The following is a 15,788-nucleotide window of genomic DNA, read 5'->3' as shown; positions in this document are numbered from 1 at the left end:
TGCGGAAAAGCTCGTATTTTCGCAGCTTTTGCTCTGATTTTTCCATGTTTTCGTCAGCCAATGTTTTGTATAATAGAAAAGAAAGCGATTTCTAATGCAGCTTAAGTTCAGCAAGAAAACCAGCGGACTTGTCAACGCTGTTGGAAATCTGATAGTAAATAGATGGAGGAAGAAAAGAAATGAAAATCGTTCTAGGCGGAGATTCAACCGTGGCGGATTATCCCCTTGATCAACAGCCAATGATGGGCTGGGGACAAGCCTTACCAAGCTATCTACCCCCAGAAGTAAACGTACGCAATTTTGCAAAAAACGGCAGTACGACTCGTTCGTTTATCGAAGAAGGGTTGTTTGAGCAACTCCTGCAAGAAGTCGAACCGAATACAGTCGTCCTACTGCAATTTGGACATAATGACCAAAAAGAGAAAAATCATGTCACGATGGAGGCGTACATTGCTCATTTGACAGACATGATCCGTCAAATCAAAGAAAAAGCAGGAATCCCGATCCTGTGTACACCTGTTGAACGGCGGGTAGGAGAAGAGGGACGATTGGCGCATACGTTGTCAGCATTTTTACCTGTCTTAAGAGAACTTAGTCGAACGGAAGAAGTGGTTTTGTTTGATTTAAATCGCTATACCTATCATTATTATGACACATTAGGACTAGAAGCTTCCAAAGCACTCTTTGTTTGGTTAGCACCGAATGAGCACCCCAATTATCCTGCAGGTCTTGCAGATGATACCCACTTTTCAAAGCTCGGGGCGCATATGATCGCTCGCTATGTAGCGATTCGTCTACAGGCGTTTTTCCATGAGCAACCACTGTTTCCTGATATTTATTACGGCGCCTGCATGTATCCAGAAGTCTGGTCGGAAGAAATCATGCAAAGTGATAGTCACACGATGAAAACGTTAGGCATGAATTTTGCTAGAATTGGGGAATTCATGTGGCGTGACTTGGAGCCTCAACCTGGAGAATATGATTTTTCGTTGTTGGAACGTGCGCTAGAACAGTACCAAGCAAATGGCATCGATGTTTGCTTATGTATTCCAACGCCGACCCCACCCCGCTGGTTTACAAAACAGTACCCAGAAGCATTGGTCACTAACCAAGATGGAACGAAGATGCATCACGGCTCAAGACAGCATGTCTGTACAAACAACGAGGACTTTCGCCGTTATGCTTATCGGTTAACGAGAAAAATCGCTGAGATTGCCGAAAAACATGAAAATGTCGTTATGTTGCAATTGGACAATGAGTTTAAATGTCATGTCGATCTATGTTATTGTACGACGTGCCAAACGCGTTGGCATACGTATTTAAAAGACAGCTATCAATCCGTGACTAACCTCAATGAGTGTTGGGGAACGAAGGTGTGGAGTGAGTGGTATGACGCATTTGAGGATGTCGTCTTGCCGCTAACGACCCCATTTTTGCATAATTCTTCCTTGATGAATGCCTTTCGCCGTTTTACCACCGATACGTTGAATGAGTTTGCGCATGATCTTTGTCATTTTATCCGAATGGAGACCGCGTTACCCATTACCCATAACTCCGCTTTTGGGTTTAACTTGCAAAATGATGAGCTATTTGCTGATTTAGATATTGCTGGTTTTGATACGTATGCACCGGCAGACAACTATCCAGCGTATACGATGAACTTGGATCGTTGGCGGAATGTCAAACCGCGCAACAAGGAAATGTTATTGTTAGAAACTTGTACTGCCAATGCAGGTCATATTGAAAATTATGCGGCACCTCGTCCTCATGGGTTTGTCACAAGTGAAGCGTTCATTGGCTATGCTGGTAATTTGAAATCCTTCTGCTTTTGGCATTTTCGTGGACATCGCTATGGTGTGGAGCAACCCCATAGCGCCGTGTTAACTGCTTGGGGAGAGCCAGATCGTGGGTATGAAGAGGTAGTTCGGATTGGTGAACTAAGACAACAGATCGCACCACTTTTAGCGGAAACGAAGTATGTATCGGCAAAAATAGCCATCATCTACTCGGACTACTCGAAACGCTTTTACACGATCGATCATGGGGGTGTTTATAATTATCGCAGCCTGTTTACCGAATTTTACGGCAGTCTGATTCGCCAAGGGATTCGTGTAGAAATCATTCAAGAAAATAGTCCGTTAGAAGAGTATGATGTTGTTCTTGCCCCATTTGTTCGTTGGATCAGTCCTACCTTACTGAAAAAATTTGCCGCCTTTACCGAAGCAGGAGGCAAGCTGATTTTAGGCCCGATGACGGGGGATCGGACCAAAGAGCTGGCGTGGCCAGCGACGAATGGCTTAGATCGTTTAGGAGAATGGCTCGGGTTTGACCAAATCCAGCAGTTTACGGTGAAAGGACTGACTTATCAGCTAACCTATGACGGCCTAAAAGAACCTTTGGATCATTTGGTCACAGTTTTTCACTGCCCAGAAGATTGGGAAACGATCGGACGAGGGAATGACCAAACGCTACTAGCTAAGAAACAACTGGCTCAAGGAGAGATCATCTATTTAGGTGCGCTACCTAGCAATTTACCAGACAGTTTGATATGGCAGTCGTTTTGTCGCAAAGAACTTTTCCCTTATGAATCAGAGCGCCAGTTGATCAAATGTTCGGAAGGTGTGATGAAGTATCGCCGAGAGTCAGCGACCCATGTCCAACTCTGGATCAGTAACTTAGGGCTGACGACAGCTGATTTTACCTTACATCTACCCGGTTTCGAACGCTTATCAGGTGAAGCGCTGGCGCGGGGTAACCATAGGCTAGAACCTTATGAAAATTTGATTATTGAATGGGAAAAAACAGTAGAAAGCGAGGAGTCAGATGATTCATTTAGCCATCCGAGGGCATGACCTTTCAGGAGAATATACACCAAAGCAGTTAGCACAAGCGGTAGGTGCAAAGAAAATAAAAAACGTTCAGTTTGCCTTGAATGCGTCTTTTCCAGATCTAAGTGCTCCTGAAAAGATGAATCCAGGTATGGGGACCTTCTTCAAGAATGAATTCCAAGAACAAGGCGTTCAAATCGCTTTGTTAAGTTGTTATAGTAACTTGATTCATCCCGAACCAGAGGAACGAGAAAAAATCTTACAGAAATTTGAGCGCTATTTATTCCATGCCCGTTATTTTGGTGCCAGCATGGTGGCTTCAGAAACAGGCTCAGTCATTGCCGCACTGGGATATAGTGAAGAGAATTTTTCAGATGAGGTTTTTGAAGACTTGATCCATGTGATCCAGCGACTCGTTCGAGTGGGAGAAAAATATCAAATCATGGTAGGGATCGAAGCCGGACTGAATCATCCGCTGTATTCGAATCAGCGCATCGCCGAGCTGATTGAACGTGTTCCTTCTGATTATTTAGGGATCATTTACGATCCAACGAATTTGATCACCGCAAAAACGGCTGCTGATCAAGTCGCATTGGTAGAAGAAGCATTTACTCTTTTCGGAGAGAAAATCGTCTGCTTGCACCTAAAGGATTTTCAACTCTCGGGAGAAGAAGTGATCCCTGTCCCATTAGGCGAAGGACAAATACGGTATCCAGAAATTTTACAGCTTTTGATCAACCACAAGCCATACTGTTACGTGGTGCTAGAAGAAACAAAAGATGTTGGGATCGATCGTGCGGTGGCGTTGATTGAAGGCTTAGATCTAAAAAATTAGCTGGGGGTTTGTGTAGATGATTGTGTAAGAGAACACGGGAGTAGTTTTCTTGTTTTCTTAAAAAACGCTGGCATTGAATGCAAATTTTATCTAGCATAGAAAAGTTGTTTATGATGAAATTTCATCTAAACAACTTTTTTATTTTCATAAAAATAAAAAATACGAGATAAAATTTGTTATTATAGAATAAAAAGAAGCGTTTTGGATTGTTGCATTCGGATAATGGATCAAATGGAAAAGGATTTAATATTTACGAGACATGTAAAAGAGAGAAAGGAGGAACCAATGGCAAACATGCAAGACGTGGCAAAACTTGCCAATGTATCTGTGACCACCGTCTCACGAGTGATCAATAACAGAAAATATGTCAATGAAGAAACAAAGCAGATTGTGCTAGAAGCAATTCAAGCACTTGATTATGTACCAAATGAATTAGCACGGTCCTTTTATTACAATTCCTCAAAGATGATCGGCTTGCTGATTTATGATTTGAAAAATGATTTTTATAATCAATTTATTACCCGAATCGAGTCGCAACTGATTGAGAAAGGCTATAGTTTGATGATCGGTACCACACAAGGGAATCCTGAAAGAGAAACCTATTTTTTGAACTTGTTTCTCGCAAATAATATTGATGGGGTAATTTTATGTACCAACCTTTGTACGCAAGGTCCGTTGTTGCAAAAGGTTCTCAAATTACCTCTAGTGAGTGTGGGTAGAGTCCTTAGCGATGAAGTATCCTCCGTTTCTGCGGATAATACCTCAGGTGGACAGTTGGCAGCACAGATCTTAATCCAAAATTGTTGTCGCGAGATCCTCTTCATTAATGGACCAAAGACATTACATTCCGTTCAAGAAAAATCAGCTGGTTTTTATCAAGTGATGGACCAATACCCAGAGATCTATGTTCACGAGGTCATACTCGATTTTGTAAATGTCACGCAAACTTCCTTTGATCAACTTTTTCGTCAATGGCCTTCTATCGATGGCATTTTTGCGGCAAGCGATTTTTTGGCAGCCTGTGCTTTACGTTCCCTTCATTCACTGGATAAAAAGGTTGGTGAAGCGATTCAAGTGATTGGTTATGAAAACACCAATGTTTGTCTTTGTACTAGCCCTTTGCTTTCGTCCATCGCACGACCATTAGAGGAGATGGTGGATTGGACGACCCAGCTACTTTTTCAAGAGGTACAAGGAGACAAAACCGCACCAAGACACGTTCTCTTGAAAAATTCATTTGTCCCAAGAGAAACGACTCAATGGAAGTGATGGGAAAAGAAGCAACCGATTGCAGCTTTCTTTTGATTGTCTTGGGATAGCCGCAATTCTATAATGAAATGGACTGGAATAAATCCAGAATGAGGAAGTTGCTAAGTGATAGGTGTTGATAGCTAGTACTATTTTTCGAAAAAAATGGTTCCGCTTACAAAATATTTTGTAAAATAACGAACGGTTTGAAGGATAACGCCTCAAGAAGAGTGTACCTAAAATGCGATCACAAAAACAAATTAACCTAAATGTAATAAGAAGGAGTGATTAACCATGTGGAAAGCAAACTATCATACCCACACAACTCGATGCAAACATGCACGGGATTCTGATGAAGACTATGTGATCAAAGCCATCCAAGCTGGCTTTAAGGAAATTGGCTTCGCTGATCATTGTCCCTGGCCCTTTGAGGATGGGTATGTCTCCCCCATGCGGATGGATGTTGCGCAATTGGAAGATTACGTTTCATCGATGAGAAGCTTACAGGAAAAGTACCAAGGACAAATCGATGTGAAATTAGGATTAGAGTGTGAATATTTTGAAACAATGATCCTTTGGTTAGTTGCAGAGAAAGAAAGGCTGTCGATCGACTATTTGATTTTTGGTAATCACTTTCCTGAAATCGAAAGCAATCACTATTACGACCACACACCCGGGGATTCGGTAAAAGCGATCAAAGATTATCTCCGTGTTTCTTTACAGGGAATTGAATCAGAAATTTTTGCTTATATGGCACACCCAGATGTGTTCATGCGGGGCTATAAAACCTTCGATTCTCATTGTGAAGAAGTTGCCTACCGCCTATGTGAAAAAGCCAAAGAGTATCAACTGCCGTTGGAGTATAATTTGGCAGGCTATACGAACGGTGGCTATCCGCATCCTGAATTTTGGAAGATCGCCAAGGAAGTCGGCTGCTCTTGTATTATTGGGATCGATGCCCACGAGAGTGCGGCTTTAACGAATACAGAAATTTACGAAAGAGCTCTTTTAGAAATCGATGCTTTGGGGTTAGCACGGATCGATCGGCTCTTCTTTGCGTGAAGGAAAAAAAGTTGATCGTTTTGGAAATAAAACATGGACGCCAGTGGGGATCACTAGCGTCCATGTTTATTAGAATTGCCATTCTTGAATTTTTTTCAAGAGTACCGCTTTGTCGGCAGCTTCCGCAAAGGAATGCTGAGCGGCAGTTTCGTTTAAGAAGCGCATCTCTGATTCGGACATGTCGCAATGATGAGCCATTTGCAGGTATTCATTGGTCAATGTCGTGTTTGAGACCGTTCGGTTATCGGTGTTCAAACAAAAAGGGACCTTGGCCTCCAGCCATTCTCTTAATGGGTATGCCGAGTATGTGGGAATCGCACGCGTATGAACATTGCTGGTAGGGCAGCCTTCGATACAGCGATTTTGTTCTCGAACAAACGCTTGAGCAGTAGGATCTCCTTTTAAGGCGATGCCGTGGCCAATCCGCTGCGCACCGCTTTCGATGGCTTGATAAATGTTTTGCACACAGCCGCATTCGCCTGCATGTAAGGTCAGCTGGACACTTTGGTTCTTGAGGAACACTTGATAGCTGGCAGCTAAATCAGGGACGTACCCGTCTTCTTCTGGACCTGCCAGATCAATGCCGACGACTTTTTCATCGGTAAGAGCGATCGCTTCATCAAAAATCGCCGTAATAGCTGGTAGGTCTTCTTGACGCATCCCAATGACCAAAACATTGCCTTTGATCGGGTAGCGTTCTTCTGCTCGTGCGATGCCTTCGATCACGGCTTGGATGGTCTGGCTGCAAGTGAGTCCTTTGTCCATCGATAAGCTGGGAGCAAAGCGGATCTCAATATAAGCGACCCCATCTTGAGCGGCTTGTTCCATCACATCATAGGCGGCAGCTGCTAACGCTTCTTGTGTTTGCAAATACGGCCGAACGAAATCAAAGCAGCGAAGATAATCCCTCAGGTCATGACAATCTTTGGGGGCTTGCATCTGTGCTTTCACAGCTTCTATGTCTTGCTCGATCGGTAGTTCTTGCTGATTGGCGATGGCGATCAATGTTTCTGGACGAATGGAACCGTCGAGGTGGCAGTGAAGTTCTACTTTGGGAAATGCTTGGATTTGTTGTTGAGTAAGCACAGTGTTCCTCCTGTCTAGGTCGAATTTTTTTAAGTATGAATATAGCATACTTCCAAAGCCCATGCTACCCAAAAAAGGAAATTCTCATAGAAAGCAAAACAGCAGCCGCGAATTACTTGTGCGGCTGCTGTTTTTATTGTGGGAGAGTGGTTCAAATCAATTCCGATAGATCGGTAAAAGGCAATGACAGATCGTGAGCGGCTTCTTTTGAAGTAAATGCGCCCTCATAGGCGATGACCCCTTTGGCAAGTGCCTGATTTTCTCGCAACGCTGCTAAAGGATCGTTGGCTAGCTGCTGGGCATACGGTAAGGTGGCAATGCTCAATGCGATGGTTGCCGTTTGCGGCACAGCACCTGGCATATTCGCGACTGCATAGTGAATAACTTCTTCCCGGATATAGGTTGGCTCGTCGTGGGTAGTGACTTTGTCTTCGGTCTCAAAAATTCCGCCTTGGTCAATGGCAATATCGACGATCACGGATTTTTCAGGCATCTGTTTCACCATGTCGCGGGTCACTAAGCACGGAGCTTTTTGTCCTGGCAATAAGACGGCTCCTACCACCAAGTCTGCGGATTGGATCGTTCGTTCGATATTCAAGCGATTGGAATACAAGGTTTGGACTTGACCAGAAAATTGTCGATCCAACTCTTGTAAGCGTGGGATCGAAACGTCTAAAATCGTCACTTGTGCGCCTAGACCTACGGCGACTCTCGCGGCATTCTCACCGGCAACGCCACCACCAATGATCGTTACCCGACCTTGACGGACGCCGGGAACACCTGAAAGCAGGATCCCTTTTCCGCCATATATTTTTTCGAGAAATTGTGCGCCGATTTGAACAGACATTCTTCCAGCGATCTCACTCATAGGCGATAGCAGAGGCAGGGTGCCGTTCGCCAGCTGGACGTTTTCATAAGCAACAGCGATCACTTTGCTGTCGATCAACGCTTGAGCAAGCTGTTGATTGGCGGCTACGTGGAAATAGGTGAATAAAACCAGTCCCTCATGCAAAAAGGGGTATTCTTCTGGTAAAGGTTCTTTGACTTTCATAACCAATTCAGAGGCCCAAACCTCTTCAACGGTAGTAATCGTAGCGCCGACTTCCTGGTACGCTTGATCAGAAAAGGTTGATCCTGCACCAGCGCCTTGTTCAACGAAGACTTCGTGTCCGTCTTGGACTAACTCATAGACTCCCGAGGGCGGCAATGCCACACGATTTTCATTGTTCTTGATTTCTTTTGGGATACCGATTTTCATAGACTTCACACCTTTCTTTCTTCCATTATAATAGAAAGCGGATTCCTAAGGGGAGAAAGAATGGTTTTTTTATTAAAAAAGTAAGATCCAGTTGCTGCTTTCGGGACGACAAAGAAAAAAGCCCCGAACGGGGACTTTTTTTGATCAATCAGCTGAAGGTCCAAAAGCGTAAGCTTTGATTAGCGATTTCATCTAGTGTGTAATAGATAGCGTAATGGGATTTTTCTGGATCATCATTGGGATCTAAGACAAACACTTGATCGTCCATCATTCCACCTAAGACCATAATATGGCCGCCATCTGTAAATTCCCCTGGAGTCACAGAAACGATGACGGGATGATTTTGTTGCAAGTAAGCTTCAACACTGGCTAGATCTGTGCCAAGATCATAATAGTTGTAGCCGTTTGCATCGGCAAAGTCAGAAAAAATCCGCCAGTCCGTTCCTTGGCCGTCAACGTAATAATGATCTCCTGCCCAATCGAGGACTTCTAGTGGCGAAATGGGATAGCCTTCAAGATAGGATTGAACCATCGCAAGAGAAGCAATCGCACAGCCGTTTTCTGCTAAGGTTTGGCTGCCGTCATTGCCATAGGATCTATCGGCCCAATCTTCGTTCGTCTGCAAGAAAATCGGTGTCGTGATGTCCATTTCCCATAAATAAGCATTGATGTCATCACTAAAGATAGCCTGAGAATAAACATATTCGTCGTCATAACTCTCATCATAGGCAACGACGGTGTGCACGTGTTCGGACAACTCTCCGTACAACACGTGATGAGAGATTCGATTGAACCCAATCCAAATCAACACCAATCCTGCCAAAACAACCATTGGCCGACGCTTTCGATAAACATCTGTCTGTTTTTGCATTTTTCCCTCCTTGTTTTACGAATCGTACGTATTCATCCTGTTCTTTTAAGTAAAACAAAGGAGGGGGCGCTTGTCATCGGCCTACAGACCGATTCCTCGATCAATTGTCAAATGCTTCTAGTTCTAAGCTAGTATTTTCCCATGCTTCTAGTAGAGCTTCTTGTTCAGTGCGGGCTTGTTCTAATGCTTGATTCAACACGGTCAATTTGACATGATCATTCAACGCATCTGGTGCGGTCATGTCTTGTTCCAGTTGTTGGATCGTTTCTTCTATTGCGGCAAGTTCTTCTTCGATTTGGGTGACTTTTCGCTGTAAGGTTCTAACGGCTTTTTGCTGTTCCTTGCTTTGGACAAAGTTTTGCTTGCCCGCTGAGAGGGTGGTTTCGGTTGTTTTTGCTTCCAACATCGCTGCGATCTCAGCTTCTTCTTGTTTCTTTTCTAAATAATAATCGTAATCGCCGAGATAGAGCTTGCTGCCGTTTTCAGACAGTTCCACGACCTTGGTGGCGATTCGATTGATAAAGTAGCGGTCGTGAGATACGAAGAACAAAGTGCCTTCATAATCGATCAGCGCATTTTCTAAGACTTCTTTGCTGTCGATGTCTAAATGGTTGGTTGGCTCATCCAAAATCAAGAAATTGTCATGGTCCATGGCTAACTTTGCCAAAGCGACACGGGCTTTTTCGCCACCGCTTAATAGCGTGATCGGCTTTTCAACATCTTCTCCAGAAAATAAGAAGCTGCCTAATATATTGCGAATCTCGACTTCAGGTGTGGTGCTGTGGTCATCCCAAAGCTCATGGAGGATCGTTTTGGTTGAATGCAGATCGGATTGAGTTTGGTCATAGTACCCGATTGAGACATTGGCGCCAAAATGCACCTTTCCTTGAATAAAGGGGATTTTATGAATCAGCGATTTCAGTAAGGTTGATTTGCCGATCCCATTCGGTCCTACTAAAGCGATCGCATCTTTGCGCCGAACATCTAAGTCGATGGGCGCCGATAAGACTTCTTCTTCAGAATAACCGATAGCGGCATTTTCTACTTGCATCACAACATTTCCTGAAGGCTTTTCAATAGAAAAAAGGAAGTGGGCGGATTTTTCATCTCCTTGCGGGCGATCCAGCCGGTCCATTTTCTCTAATTGCTTACGGCGGCTTTGCGCGCGTTTGGTGGTAGACGCACGGACAAGGTTGCGGGCAACAAAGTCTTCCAGTTTATTGATTTCTTCTTGCTGCTTTTCAAAGGCTTTCCATTCACTTTGCAACTGCTCCGCTTTCAGGGTCAAATAGCGGCTGTAATTGCCTTTGTAGTGGCGCATTTTTTGACGACTCAGTTCGTAGACTTCGTTGACGACTTTGTCTAGGAAGTAACGGTCATGGGAAACGATCAGCAACGCACCGGCATATCCTTGCAGATAGTTTTCCAACCAAGATAACGTTTCGATGTCTAAATGGTTGGTCGGTTCATCGAGGATCAAGATATCAGGTTTTTGCAGCAGCATTTTTGCTAGTGCCAAGCGGGTTTTTTGACCACCAGAAAGGGTATTGATGGCTTGCGTGTAAAAAGAAGGATCAAACTGAAAACCGTGCAAGACGGAGCGAATCTCATTTTCATAGCCATAGCCATTTTTTTCTGCAAATTCATGCTGCAATTGGTCGTATTCTTTCAGGAGATTGCCAGAGTCAGCAGCAGGATCTGCTTCGGAGATGGCGATCTCTAAGGTACGCATGCGCTGCTCCATCTGCCGAACCGTTGCAAAAGCGCCCAGCATTTCTTCCCATACGGTGGCCTGACTATCAAGTCCGGTATCTTGAGCTAAGTAGCCCATCGTAGCGGTCTTATTTTTAGCGATCGTTCCTTTATCAGGACTTTCGAGTCCAGCAATAATTTTCAGTAGCGTTGATTTACCAGCACCGTTGCGCCCAACAAGCGCGATTCGGGAATTGCTGGCAATCTCTAATTGGATATTTTCAAATAAAACCTCGGCTCCGAAAAGACGGGCGATTTGGTTGGCTTGTAATAAAATCATGTGTATGTCATTCCTATCTTTAAGAAACTTGTCTGTATCAAGGTTACAATACTACAAGTCTATCATATTTTAAGGGAAACGGCGATTGGGAAAAAGTTTGATTTTACCATTATAAAATTTATATTTCAAATTATGAGCATTCAAATTGATTTTTGAACAATGTATTTGTTATGATAGCTTCATCACAAGTGAATTTTTCACAATGGGGGAGTATTCTTTGAAAGATCATCAAATTCCAAAGGCAACAGCGAAGCGATTGCCTTTATATTATCGTTACTTGCGTATTTTGCACCAAGCTGGCAAATTAAAAGTTTCTTCGACCGAACTAAGTGAAGCTGTTCAAGTTGATAGTGCGACGATCCGCCGCGACTTTTCCTACTTTGGTGAATTAGGAAAACGCGGCTATGGCTATGACGTTGAAAGCTTGATGCAGTTCTTTGCGAAGACATTGAACGAAGACCACATGACGAATGTAGCTTTAGTCGGTGTCGGAAACTTGGGGAGCGCCTTGTTGAAATACAAATTTCACCAAAGCAACAGCATTCGGATCAGTGCCGCATTTGATGTCAACGAAGATCTAGTTGGTCGAATCGTAGATGGTGTGCCGGTCTATCCAATGGATGACATGAAGGAACAAGTGAAGATCCAGCAGATCGATGTGGCTATTTTGACGGTTCCCGCACAACATTCACAAGATTTAGTGAACGAGCTTGTGAAAGCTGGCATTAAAGGAATCTTGAACTTTACACCTGCACGGATCACTGCACCAAAAGGCGTGCTGATTCAAAACGTTGACTTAACCAATGAATTGCAAACATTGATTTATTTCTTGCATTCAGGCAACGTCTTGTCCCATGAAGAACCAGTAGAAGAACCATCACTAAGCGAATAATCGCATCACATAAATAGGAATCAGCAAAACAGCTGCCAGATCGTAGTATATACAAGGATCTGACAGCTGTTTTTTGCTTTTTCACCACTGATCTTACTCGTCTAACTGGTCAAAAAGTGATTCGTAGGAATCTTGCTCTTCAACGCTTGTGAGCGCTTCTTGATATCGCAAGATTTGTTGAGTCAAACGTGTGAAATCGATGATGCGGGCTTCACGATGCACTTCTTTCCCATTCGCGAACAAGAGGACGACGGGAACCGTCAAGACCGAAAATAAACTGGCTGCTTCTGGCTCTGCCAGCGTGTTGATGGTAAATAGGGGGAGTTGCTGGGTTTGTGCCAGTTTTTGGATGCGTGGTTTGTCTGCAACACAAATACTGCAATTCGGTTGAGAGAGATAGAGTAGTGCCAACGGTTGTTGGGCGAGCTACTCTTGGATCGGTTGATTTTTTTGCATAAGTCATTCCTCCATGGAAAATGTACGCTGTTCTTGAGGAAAAGTCAAAATATCTGCTAGCAGCTGATCGCTTAGGTGAATAAGAAGGATTCAAAGATAAGGGAAATCTAAAGCAACGATTAAAAAAATAGGCTGCTTTAAAAAAAACGTTGTATAAAAAAAGGAAAAAACGTATAGTAATTCCAGCGTTTCGAATTTATTGATAAAGAAGGTTAAAGTTATGTTTCAGGCATTACCGAATTCTGTCCTGCAAATGAGTGTTATTTTTTTATCTATCGTCATTGAAGCCTTGCCGTTTGTCCTATTGGGCTGCTTGATCTCAGGTGCCTTACAAGTCTTCTTGACGCCAGAAAGAGTCACAAGACTCTTACCAAAAAACAAATTGGCATCGATCACAGTTGGTTGTGGTCTGGGGGTCTTTTTTCCTTCCTGCGAATGTGGGATCGTACCGATCGTTAATCAGTTCGTAAAAAAAGAGGTGCCAGTGTATACGGCGTTTGCCTTTATGCTGACTGCACCGATCATCAATCCTATCGTGATTTTTTCTACATTCATTGCCTTTGGAAATTCCGCGAAGTTCGCCTTTTTGCGTGTACTGGGCAGCTTATTGGTCGCAATGGTCGTGGGGATCTGGCTGGCGTATTTTAACAAACAAGAGATCTTAAAAACACGGCTTGCCAATCAATTAAGTGGCGGGAATGAGCAGGCAGCTCACCCACACCATCAGGGGCATGATCACGCCCACCATCAAACGGAAAAGAGCAGTCATCCGCTCCTTCGGCAGATTCGTCATTTGCTGCAGCATAGTTTGGATGAGTTTTTCGATACTGGGCGTTATTTGATCGTTGGTGCGTTGATCGCCTCAGCGATGCAGACCTATCTGCCAACTGGCTTGATGCTGACATTAGGCTCCACGAAGCTGTTAGCGGTCTTCGTCATGCTGCTGTTAGCATTAACGTTATCCCTATGTTCCGAAGCAGATGCCTTTATCGGCTCTTCGTTGTTGAGTTTATTCGGCACGGGACCAGTCGTCGGTTTCCTGGTTTTTGGTCCAATGGTAGATATTAAAAACCTGTTGATGATGAAGCGGTACTTTTCGGGGCGTTTTATCGCTTCTTTAGTTGGTTTAGTCGCAATCGTCGTTTCAATTTATGCATGGGTGGTGTAAAGAATGGTTCGTTTTTTGATCTTATCAGGCTATTTTGAATTGATGATGTATTTGCAAGTGACAGGCAAACTCAATCAGTTTATCAACATTCATTATCGCTATCTCGCTATTTTATCCATGATCATTTCTTTATTATTGGCTTTGGTCCAGCTGTATTTTTGGGTCAAACAAGAACCTGAGCATCATCATGACGATGAGCACCAGCATGGATTAGAGAAAAAACACCAACGAGTGATTGCGTATTTTCTATTAGCCTTACCGATCATCGTGGGTCTCTTTTTCCCCACCGTTAGTTTGGATACGACGATCGTTGAAGCAAAAGGGTTTAATTTCCCCCTAAGTGAAGAATCTGTGGGGGATCCAGAAATGACGACCCAATATCTGAAACCCGATACAAGTCTTTATTTTAACAAAGAAGATTATGACACTCAGATGGATGCAGCGTTGGCACGTTACGCCAAAGATGAGACGATTGCGGTAACGGAAGAAAATTACTTGGAAGTCATGGAGTTGATCTATACGTACCCGAGCGAATTTATTGGCAAGAAAATCACCTATGATGGATTTGTGTACCATGCAGATCAAGATGATGCCAATGAAATCTTTTTGTTTCGTTTTGGCATTATCCATTGTGTGGCTGATTCAGGCGTTTTTGGCTTGCGAGTGGAATTACCGCAACAAACAACGGCAGAAAATAACCAGTGGCTCCACGTGGAAGGGACGATCCAATCGAAATACTATCAACCCTTCAAACGGGACTTGCCGATGGTGGTAGCAGACCAAGAGAAGACGATTGAAGCACCAGAAAACCAGTATGTCTATCGCGCTTTCTAGCTTTTTTTAAGAAAGTTCATAAAAACATCATAAACCTTTGTTATAATGGAGAAAATCTAAGCATATGTTTGTAGTTTTATCAAACGTTTAGTACAATATAGTAGGAACATATGCTAAAATCTATACAAAAGAGAGGTGTCGTGAAATGGGTTTTACAGATGAAACAGTTCGCTTTGATTTTGATGATAGCCGTAAAAAAGAAGTCAGCGAAACATTAGCTATCGTCTACCGAGCATTAGAGGAAAAAGGATACAATCCGATCAATCAAATCGTCGGTTATCTCCTTTCTGGCGACCCGGCTTACATTCCTCGTTATCGGGATGCCCGGAATTTGATTCGTCGTCACGAACGGGATGAGATCATGGAAGTTCTGATCCGTTATTATTTAGGCAATCACGGGATCAACCTATAATGAGAATCATGGGATTGGATGTTGGTTCGCGGACAGTCGGCGTGGCGGTCAGTGACCCAATGGGCTGGACAGCACAAGGGATCGAGATCATTCGCATCAATGAAGATGAAGGCAATTTCGGTTATGATCGACTTGCTGAATTGGTGAAAGAATATGAAGTCTCACGTTTTGTGGTAGGACTACCTAAAAATATGAATAATACGATCGGACCTAGAGCGGAAGCTTCTATGGCTTACGGCGCAGCGATCGAACAGCAATTCGGTTTGCCGGTCGTTTACCAAGACGAACGTCTGACGACCGTTCAAGCAGAACGAATGCTGGTAGAACAGGCGAATACATCGCGTGCCAAACGAAAAAAAGTGATTGATAAATTAGCAGCAGTCATGATTTTGCAGAATTATTTAGATGGTGCTGGGAAACAGCTGTTTTAATTTACAGAAAAGAGGAAAATAAATGTCAGAACATACACACGATCATAACCACGATCACGATCATGAAGGACATGAACACATTACTTTAATCGATGATCAAGGAAATGAAACCTTATACGAAATTCTATTAACGGTTGACGGTACGGAAGAATTCGGCCGCAACTACGTCTTGCTTTATCCAGCAGGCGTACCAGAAGAAGAAGACGTTGAATTACAAGCGTACGCTTATATTGAAAACGAAGACGGTTCTGAAGGTGAATTAGAACAGATCGAAACAGAAGCAGAATGGGATATGATTGAAGAAGTCTTCAACACATTCATGGCGGAAGAAGAAGAATAAGCTGTAAATGATAGCTGAACCCTTGGTAGATAAGG

15 protein-coding genes are annotated in these 15,788 nt (G+C 43.5%); 10 read left to right on the top strand and 5 right to left on the bottom strand.

Annotation, left to right across the window (positions count from 1 at the left end; all coding sequences use genetic code 11):
• Window positions 1-179: 179 nt before the first annotated feature.
• The 4 genes from ACTW1R_RS12980 to ACTW1R_RS12965 all read left to right on the top strand — a co-directional run bounded on the left by ACTW1R_RS12980 (window position 180) and on the right by ACTW1R_RS12965 (window position 5,973).
• Complete coding sequence (locus tag ACTW1R_RS12980; protein ID WP_271813242.1) at window positions 180-2,852, top strand: beta-galactosidase; 2,673 nt, start codon at window positions 180-182, stop codon at window positions 2,850-2,852.
• Entirely contained in the window at window positions 2,824-3,663 is an 840-nt protein-coding gene (locus ACTW1R_RS12975) for a sugar phosphate isomerase/epimerase family protein (protein WP_271813244.1), read from the top strand. Before ACTW1R_RS12980 ends, ACTW1R_RS12975 begins: the two co-directional genes overlap by 29 nt.
• Before the next feature lie 285 nt (window positions 3,664-3,948).
• Window positions 3,949-4,932 (top strand): LacI family DNA-binding transcriptional regulator, encoded by a 984-nt coding sequence (locus ACTW1R_RS12970; protein ID WP_230319087.1) that lies wholly within the window; start codon window positions 3,949-3,951, stop codon window positions 4,930-4,932.
• A 273-nt stretch (window positions 4,933-5,205) separates the two neighbouring features.
• On the top strand, window positions 5,206-5,973 hold the full coding sequence (locus ACTW1R_RS12965) for a histidinol-phosphatase (protein ID WP_271813978.1): 768 nt from the start codon (window positions 5,206-5,208) through the stop codon (window positions 5,971-5,973).
• A 69-nt stretch (window positions 5,974-6,042) separates the two neighbouring features.
• Here the strand turns inward: ACTW1R_RS12965 and add are convergent, their stop codons facing one another.
• From add to ACTW1R_RS12945, 4 genes are all read right to left on the bottom strand, one after another.
• Window positions 6,043-7,059, bottom strand: coding sequence for an adenosine deaminase (add, locus tag ACTW1R_RS12960; RefSeq protein WP_195960848.1), 1,017 nt, complete (start codon window positions 7,057-7,059; stop codon window positions 6,043-6,045).
• 151 nt (window positions 7,060-7,210) lie between these two features.
• Window positions 7,211-8,317 (bottom strand): alanine dehydrogenase, encoded by a 1,107-nt coding sequence (ald, locus tag ACTW1R_RS12955; RefSeq protein ID WP_081116086.1) that lies wholly within the window; start codon window positions 8,315-8,317, stop codon window positions 7,211-7,213.
• 148 nt (window positions 8,318-8,465) lie between these two features.
• On the bottom strand, window positions 8,466-9,188 hold the full coding sequence (locus ACTW1R_RS12950; RefSeq protein WP_016608824.1) for a C39 family peptidase: 723 nt from the start codon (window positions 9,186-9,188) through the stop codon (window positions 8,466-8,468).
• Window positions 9,189-9,288: 100 nt separating this feature from the next.
• Window positions 9,289-11,220, bottom strand: a complete 1,932-nt coding sequence (locus tag ACTW1R_RS12945; RefSeq protein WP_271813980.1) for an ABC-F family ATP-binding cassette domain-containing protein — start codon at window positions 11,218-11,220, stop codon at window positions 9,289-9,291.
• Between the two features lie 217 nt (window positions 11,221-11,437).
• On the opposite strand from ACTW1R_RS12945, the gene ACTW1R_RS12940 reads away from it, so the two are divergent.
• Window positions 11,438-12,112 carry a redox-sensing transcriptional repressor Rex gene (locus ACTW1R_RS12940; protein WP_005228549.1) on the top strand — a complete coding sequence of 225 codons (675 nt, stop codon included), beginning with the start codon at window positions 11,438-11,440 and terminating at the stop codon, window positions 12,110-12,112.
• Window positions 12,113-12,205: 93 nt separating this feature from the next.
• Here the strand turns inward: ACTW1R_RS12940 and ACTW1R_RS12935 are convergent, their stop codons facing one another.
• Window positions 12,206-12,523, bottom strand: a complete 318-nt coding sequence (locus ACTW1R_RS12935; protein ID WP_489927292.1) for a thioredoxin family protein — start codon at window positions 12,521-12,523, stop codon at window positions 12,206-12,208.
• A 265-nt stretch (window positions 12,524-12,788) separates the two neighbouring features.
• On the opposite strand from ACTW1R_RS12935, the gene ACTW1R_RS12930 reads away from it, so the two are divergent.
• The 5 genes from ACTW1R_RS12930 (at window position 12,789) to ACTW1R_RS12910 (ending at window position 15,753) form a co-directional block, all read left to right on the top strand.
• Window positions 12,789-13,736 (top strand): permease, encoded by a 948-nt coding sequence (locus ACTW1R_RS12930; RefSeq protein WP_271813981.1) that lies wholly within the window; start codon window positions 12,789-12,791, stop codon window positions 13,734-13,736.
• Between the two features lie 3 nt (window positions 13,737-13,739).
• A complete protein-coding gene (locus ACTW1R_RS12925; protein WP_005228555.1) occupies window positions 13,740-14,570 on the top strand; it encodes a TIGR03943 family putative permease subunit in 831 nt (276 codons plus the stop codon).
• Window positions 14,571-14,715: 145 nt separating this feature from the next.
• On the top strand, window positions 14,716-14,982 hold the full coding sequence (locus ACTW1R_RS12920; RefSeq protein WP_005228556.1) for an IreB family regulatory phosphoprotein: 267 nt from the start codon (window positions 14,716-14,718) through the stop codon (window positions 14,980-14,982).
• On the top strand, window positions 14,982-15,413 hold the full coding sequence (gene ruvX, locus ACTW1R_RS12915) for a Holliday junction resolvase RuvX (RefSeq protein ID WP_005234242.1): 432 nt from the start codon (window positions 14,982-14,984) through the stop codon (window positions 15,411-15,413). The genes ACTW1R_RS12920 and ruvX overlap by 1 nt, the downstream gene beginning before the upstream one ends.
• A gap of 22 nt (window positions 15,414-15,435) precedes the next feature.
• Window positions 15,436-15,753 carry a DUF1292 domain-containing protein gene (locus ACTW1R_RS12910; protein WP_005228559.1) on the top strand — a complete coding sequence of 106 codons (318 nt, stop codon included), beginning with the start codon at window positions 15,436-15,438 and terminating at the stop codon, window positions 15,751-15,753.
• The last annotated feature ends 35 nt before the right edge of the window (window positions 15,754-15,788 follow it).

This window comes from Enterococcus sp. R12, assembly GCF_058135755.1.
This window is presented reverse-complemented; position numbering and strand designations above follow the sequence as displayed.

What these genes read in the sequence shown, in the direction of transcription:
- ACTW1R_RS12980 (WP_271813242.1), top strand. Translation starts at nt 180, where the DNA reads ATGAAAATCGTTCTAGGCGGAGATTCAACCGTGGCGGATTATCCCCTT.
- ACTW1R_RS12975 (WP_271813244.1), top strand. Translation starts at nt 2,824, where the DNA reads ATGATTCATTTAGCCATCCGAGGGCATGACCTTTCAGGAGAATATACA.
- ACTW1R_RS12970 (WP_230319087.1), top strand. Translation starts at nt 3,949, where the DNA reads ATGGCAAACATGCAAGACGTGGCAAAACTTGCCAATGTATCTGTGACC.
- ACTW1R_RS12965 (WP_271813978.1), top strand. Translation starts at nt 5,206, where the DNA reads ATGTGGAAAGCAAACTATCATACCCACACAACTCGATGCAAACATGCA.
- ald (WP_081116086.1), bottom strand. Translation starts at nt 8,317, where the DNA reads ATGAAAATCGGTATCCCAAAAGAAATCAAGAACAATGAAAATCGTGTG.
- ACTW1R_RS12950 (WP_016608824.1), bottom strand. Translation starts at nt 9,188, where the DNA reads ATGCAAAAACAGACAGATGTTTATCGAAAGCGTCGGCCAATGGTTGTT.
- ACTW1R_RS12945 (WP_271813980.1), bottom strand. Translation starts at nt 11,220, where the DNA reads ATGATTTTATTACAAGCCAACCAAATCGCCCGTCTTTTCGGAGCCGAG.
- ACTW1R_RS12930 (WP_271813981.1), top strand. Translation starts at nt 12,789, where the DNA reads ATGTTTCAGGCATTACCGAATTCTGTCCTGCAAATGAGTGTTATTTTT.
- ACTW1R_RS12925 (WP_005228555.1), top strand. Translation starts at nt 13,740, where the DNA reads ATGGTTCGTTTTTTGATCTTATCAGGCTATTTTGAATTGATGATGTAT.
- ACTW1R_RS12920 (WP_005228556.1), top strand. Translation starts at nt 14,716, where the DNA reads ATGGGTTTTACAGATGAAACAGTTCGCTTTGATTTTGATGATAGCCGT.
- ruvX (WP_005234242.1), top strand. Translation starts at nt 14,982, where the DNA reads ATGAGAATCATGGGATTGGATGTTGGTTCGCGGACAGTCGGCGTGGCG.
- ACTW1R_RS12910 (WP_005228559.1), top strand. Translation starts at nt 15,436, where the DNA reads ATGTCAGAACATACACACGATCATAACCACGATCACGATCATGAAGGA.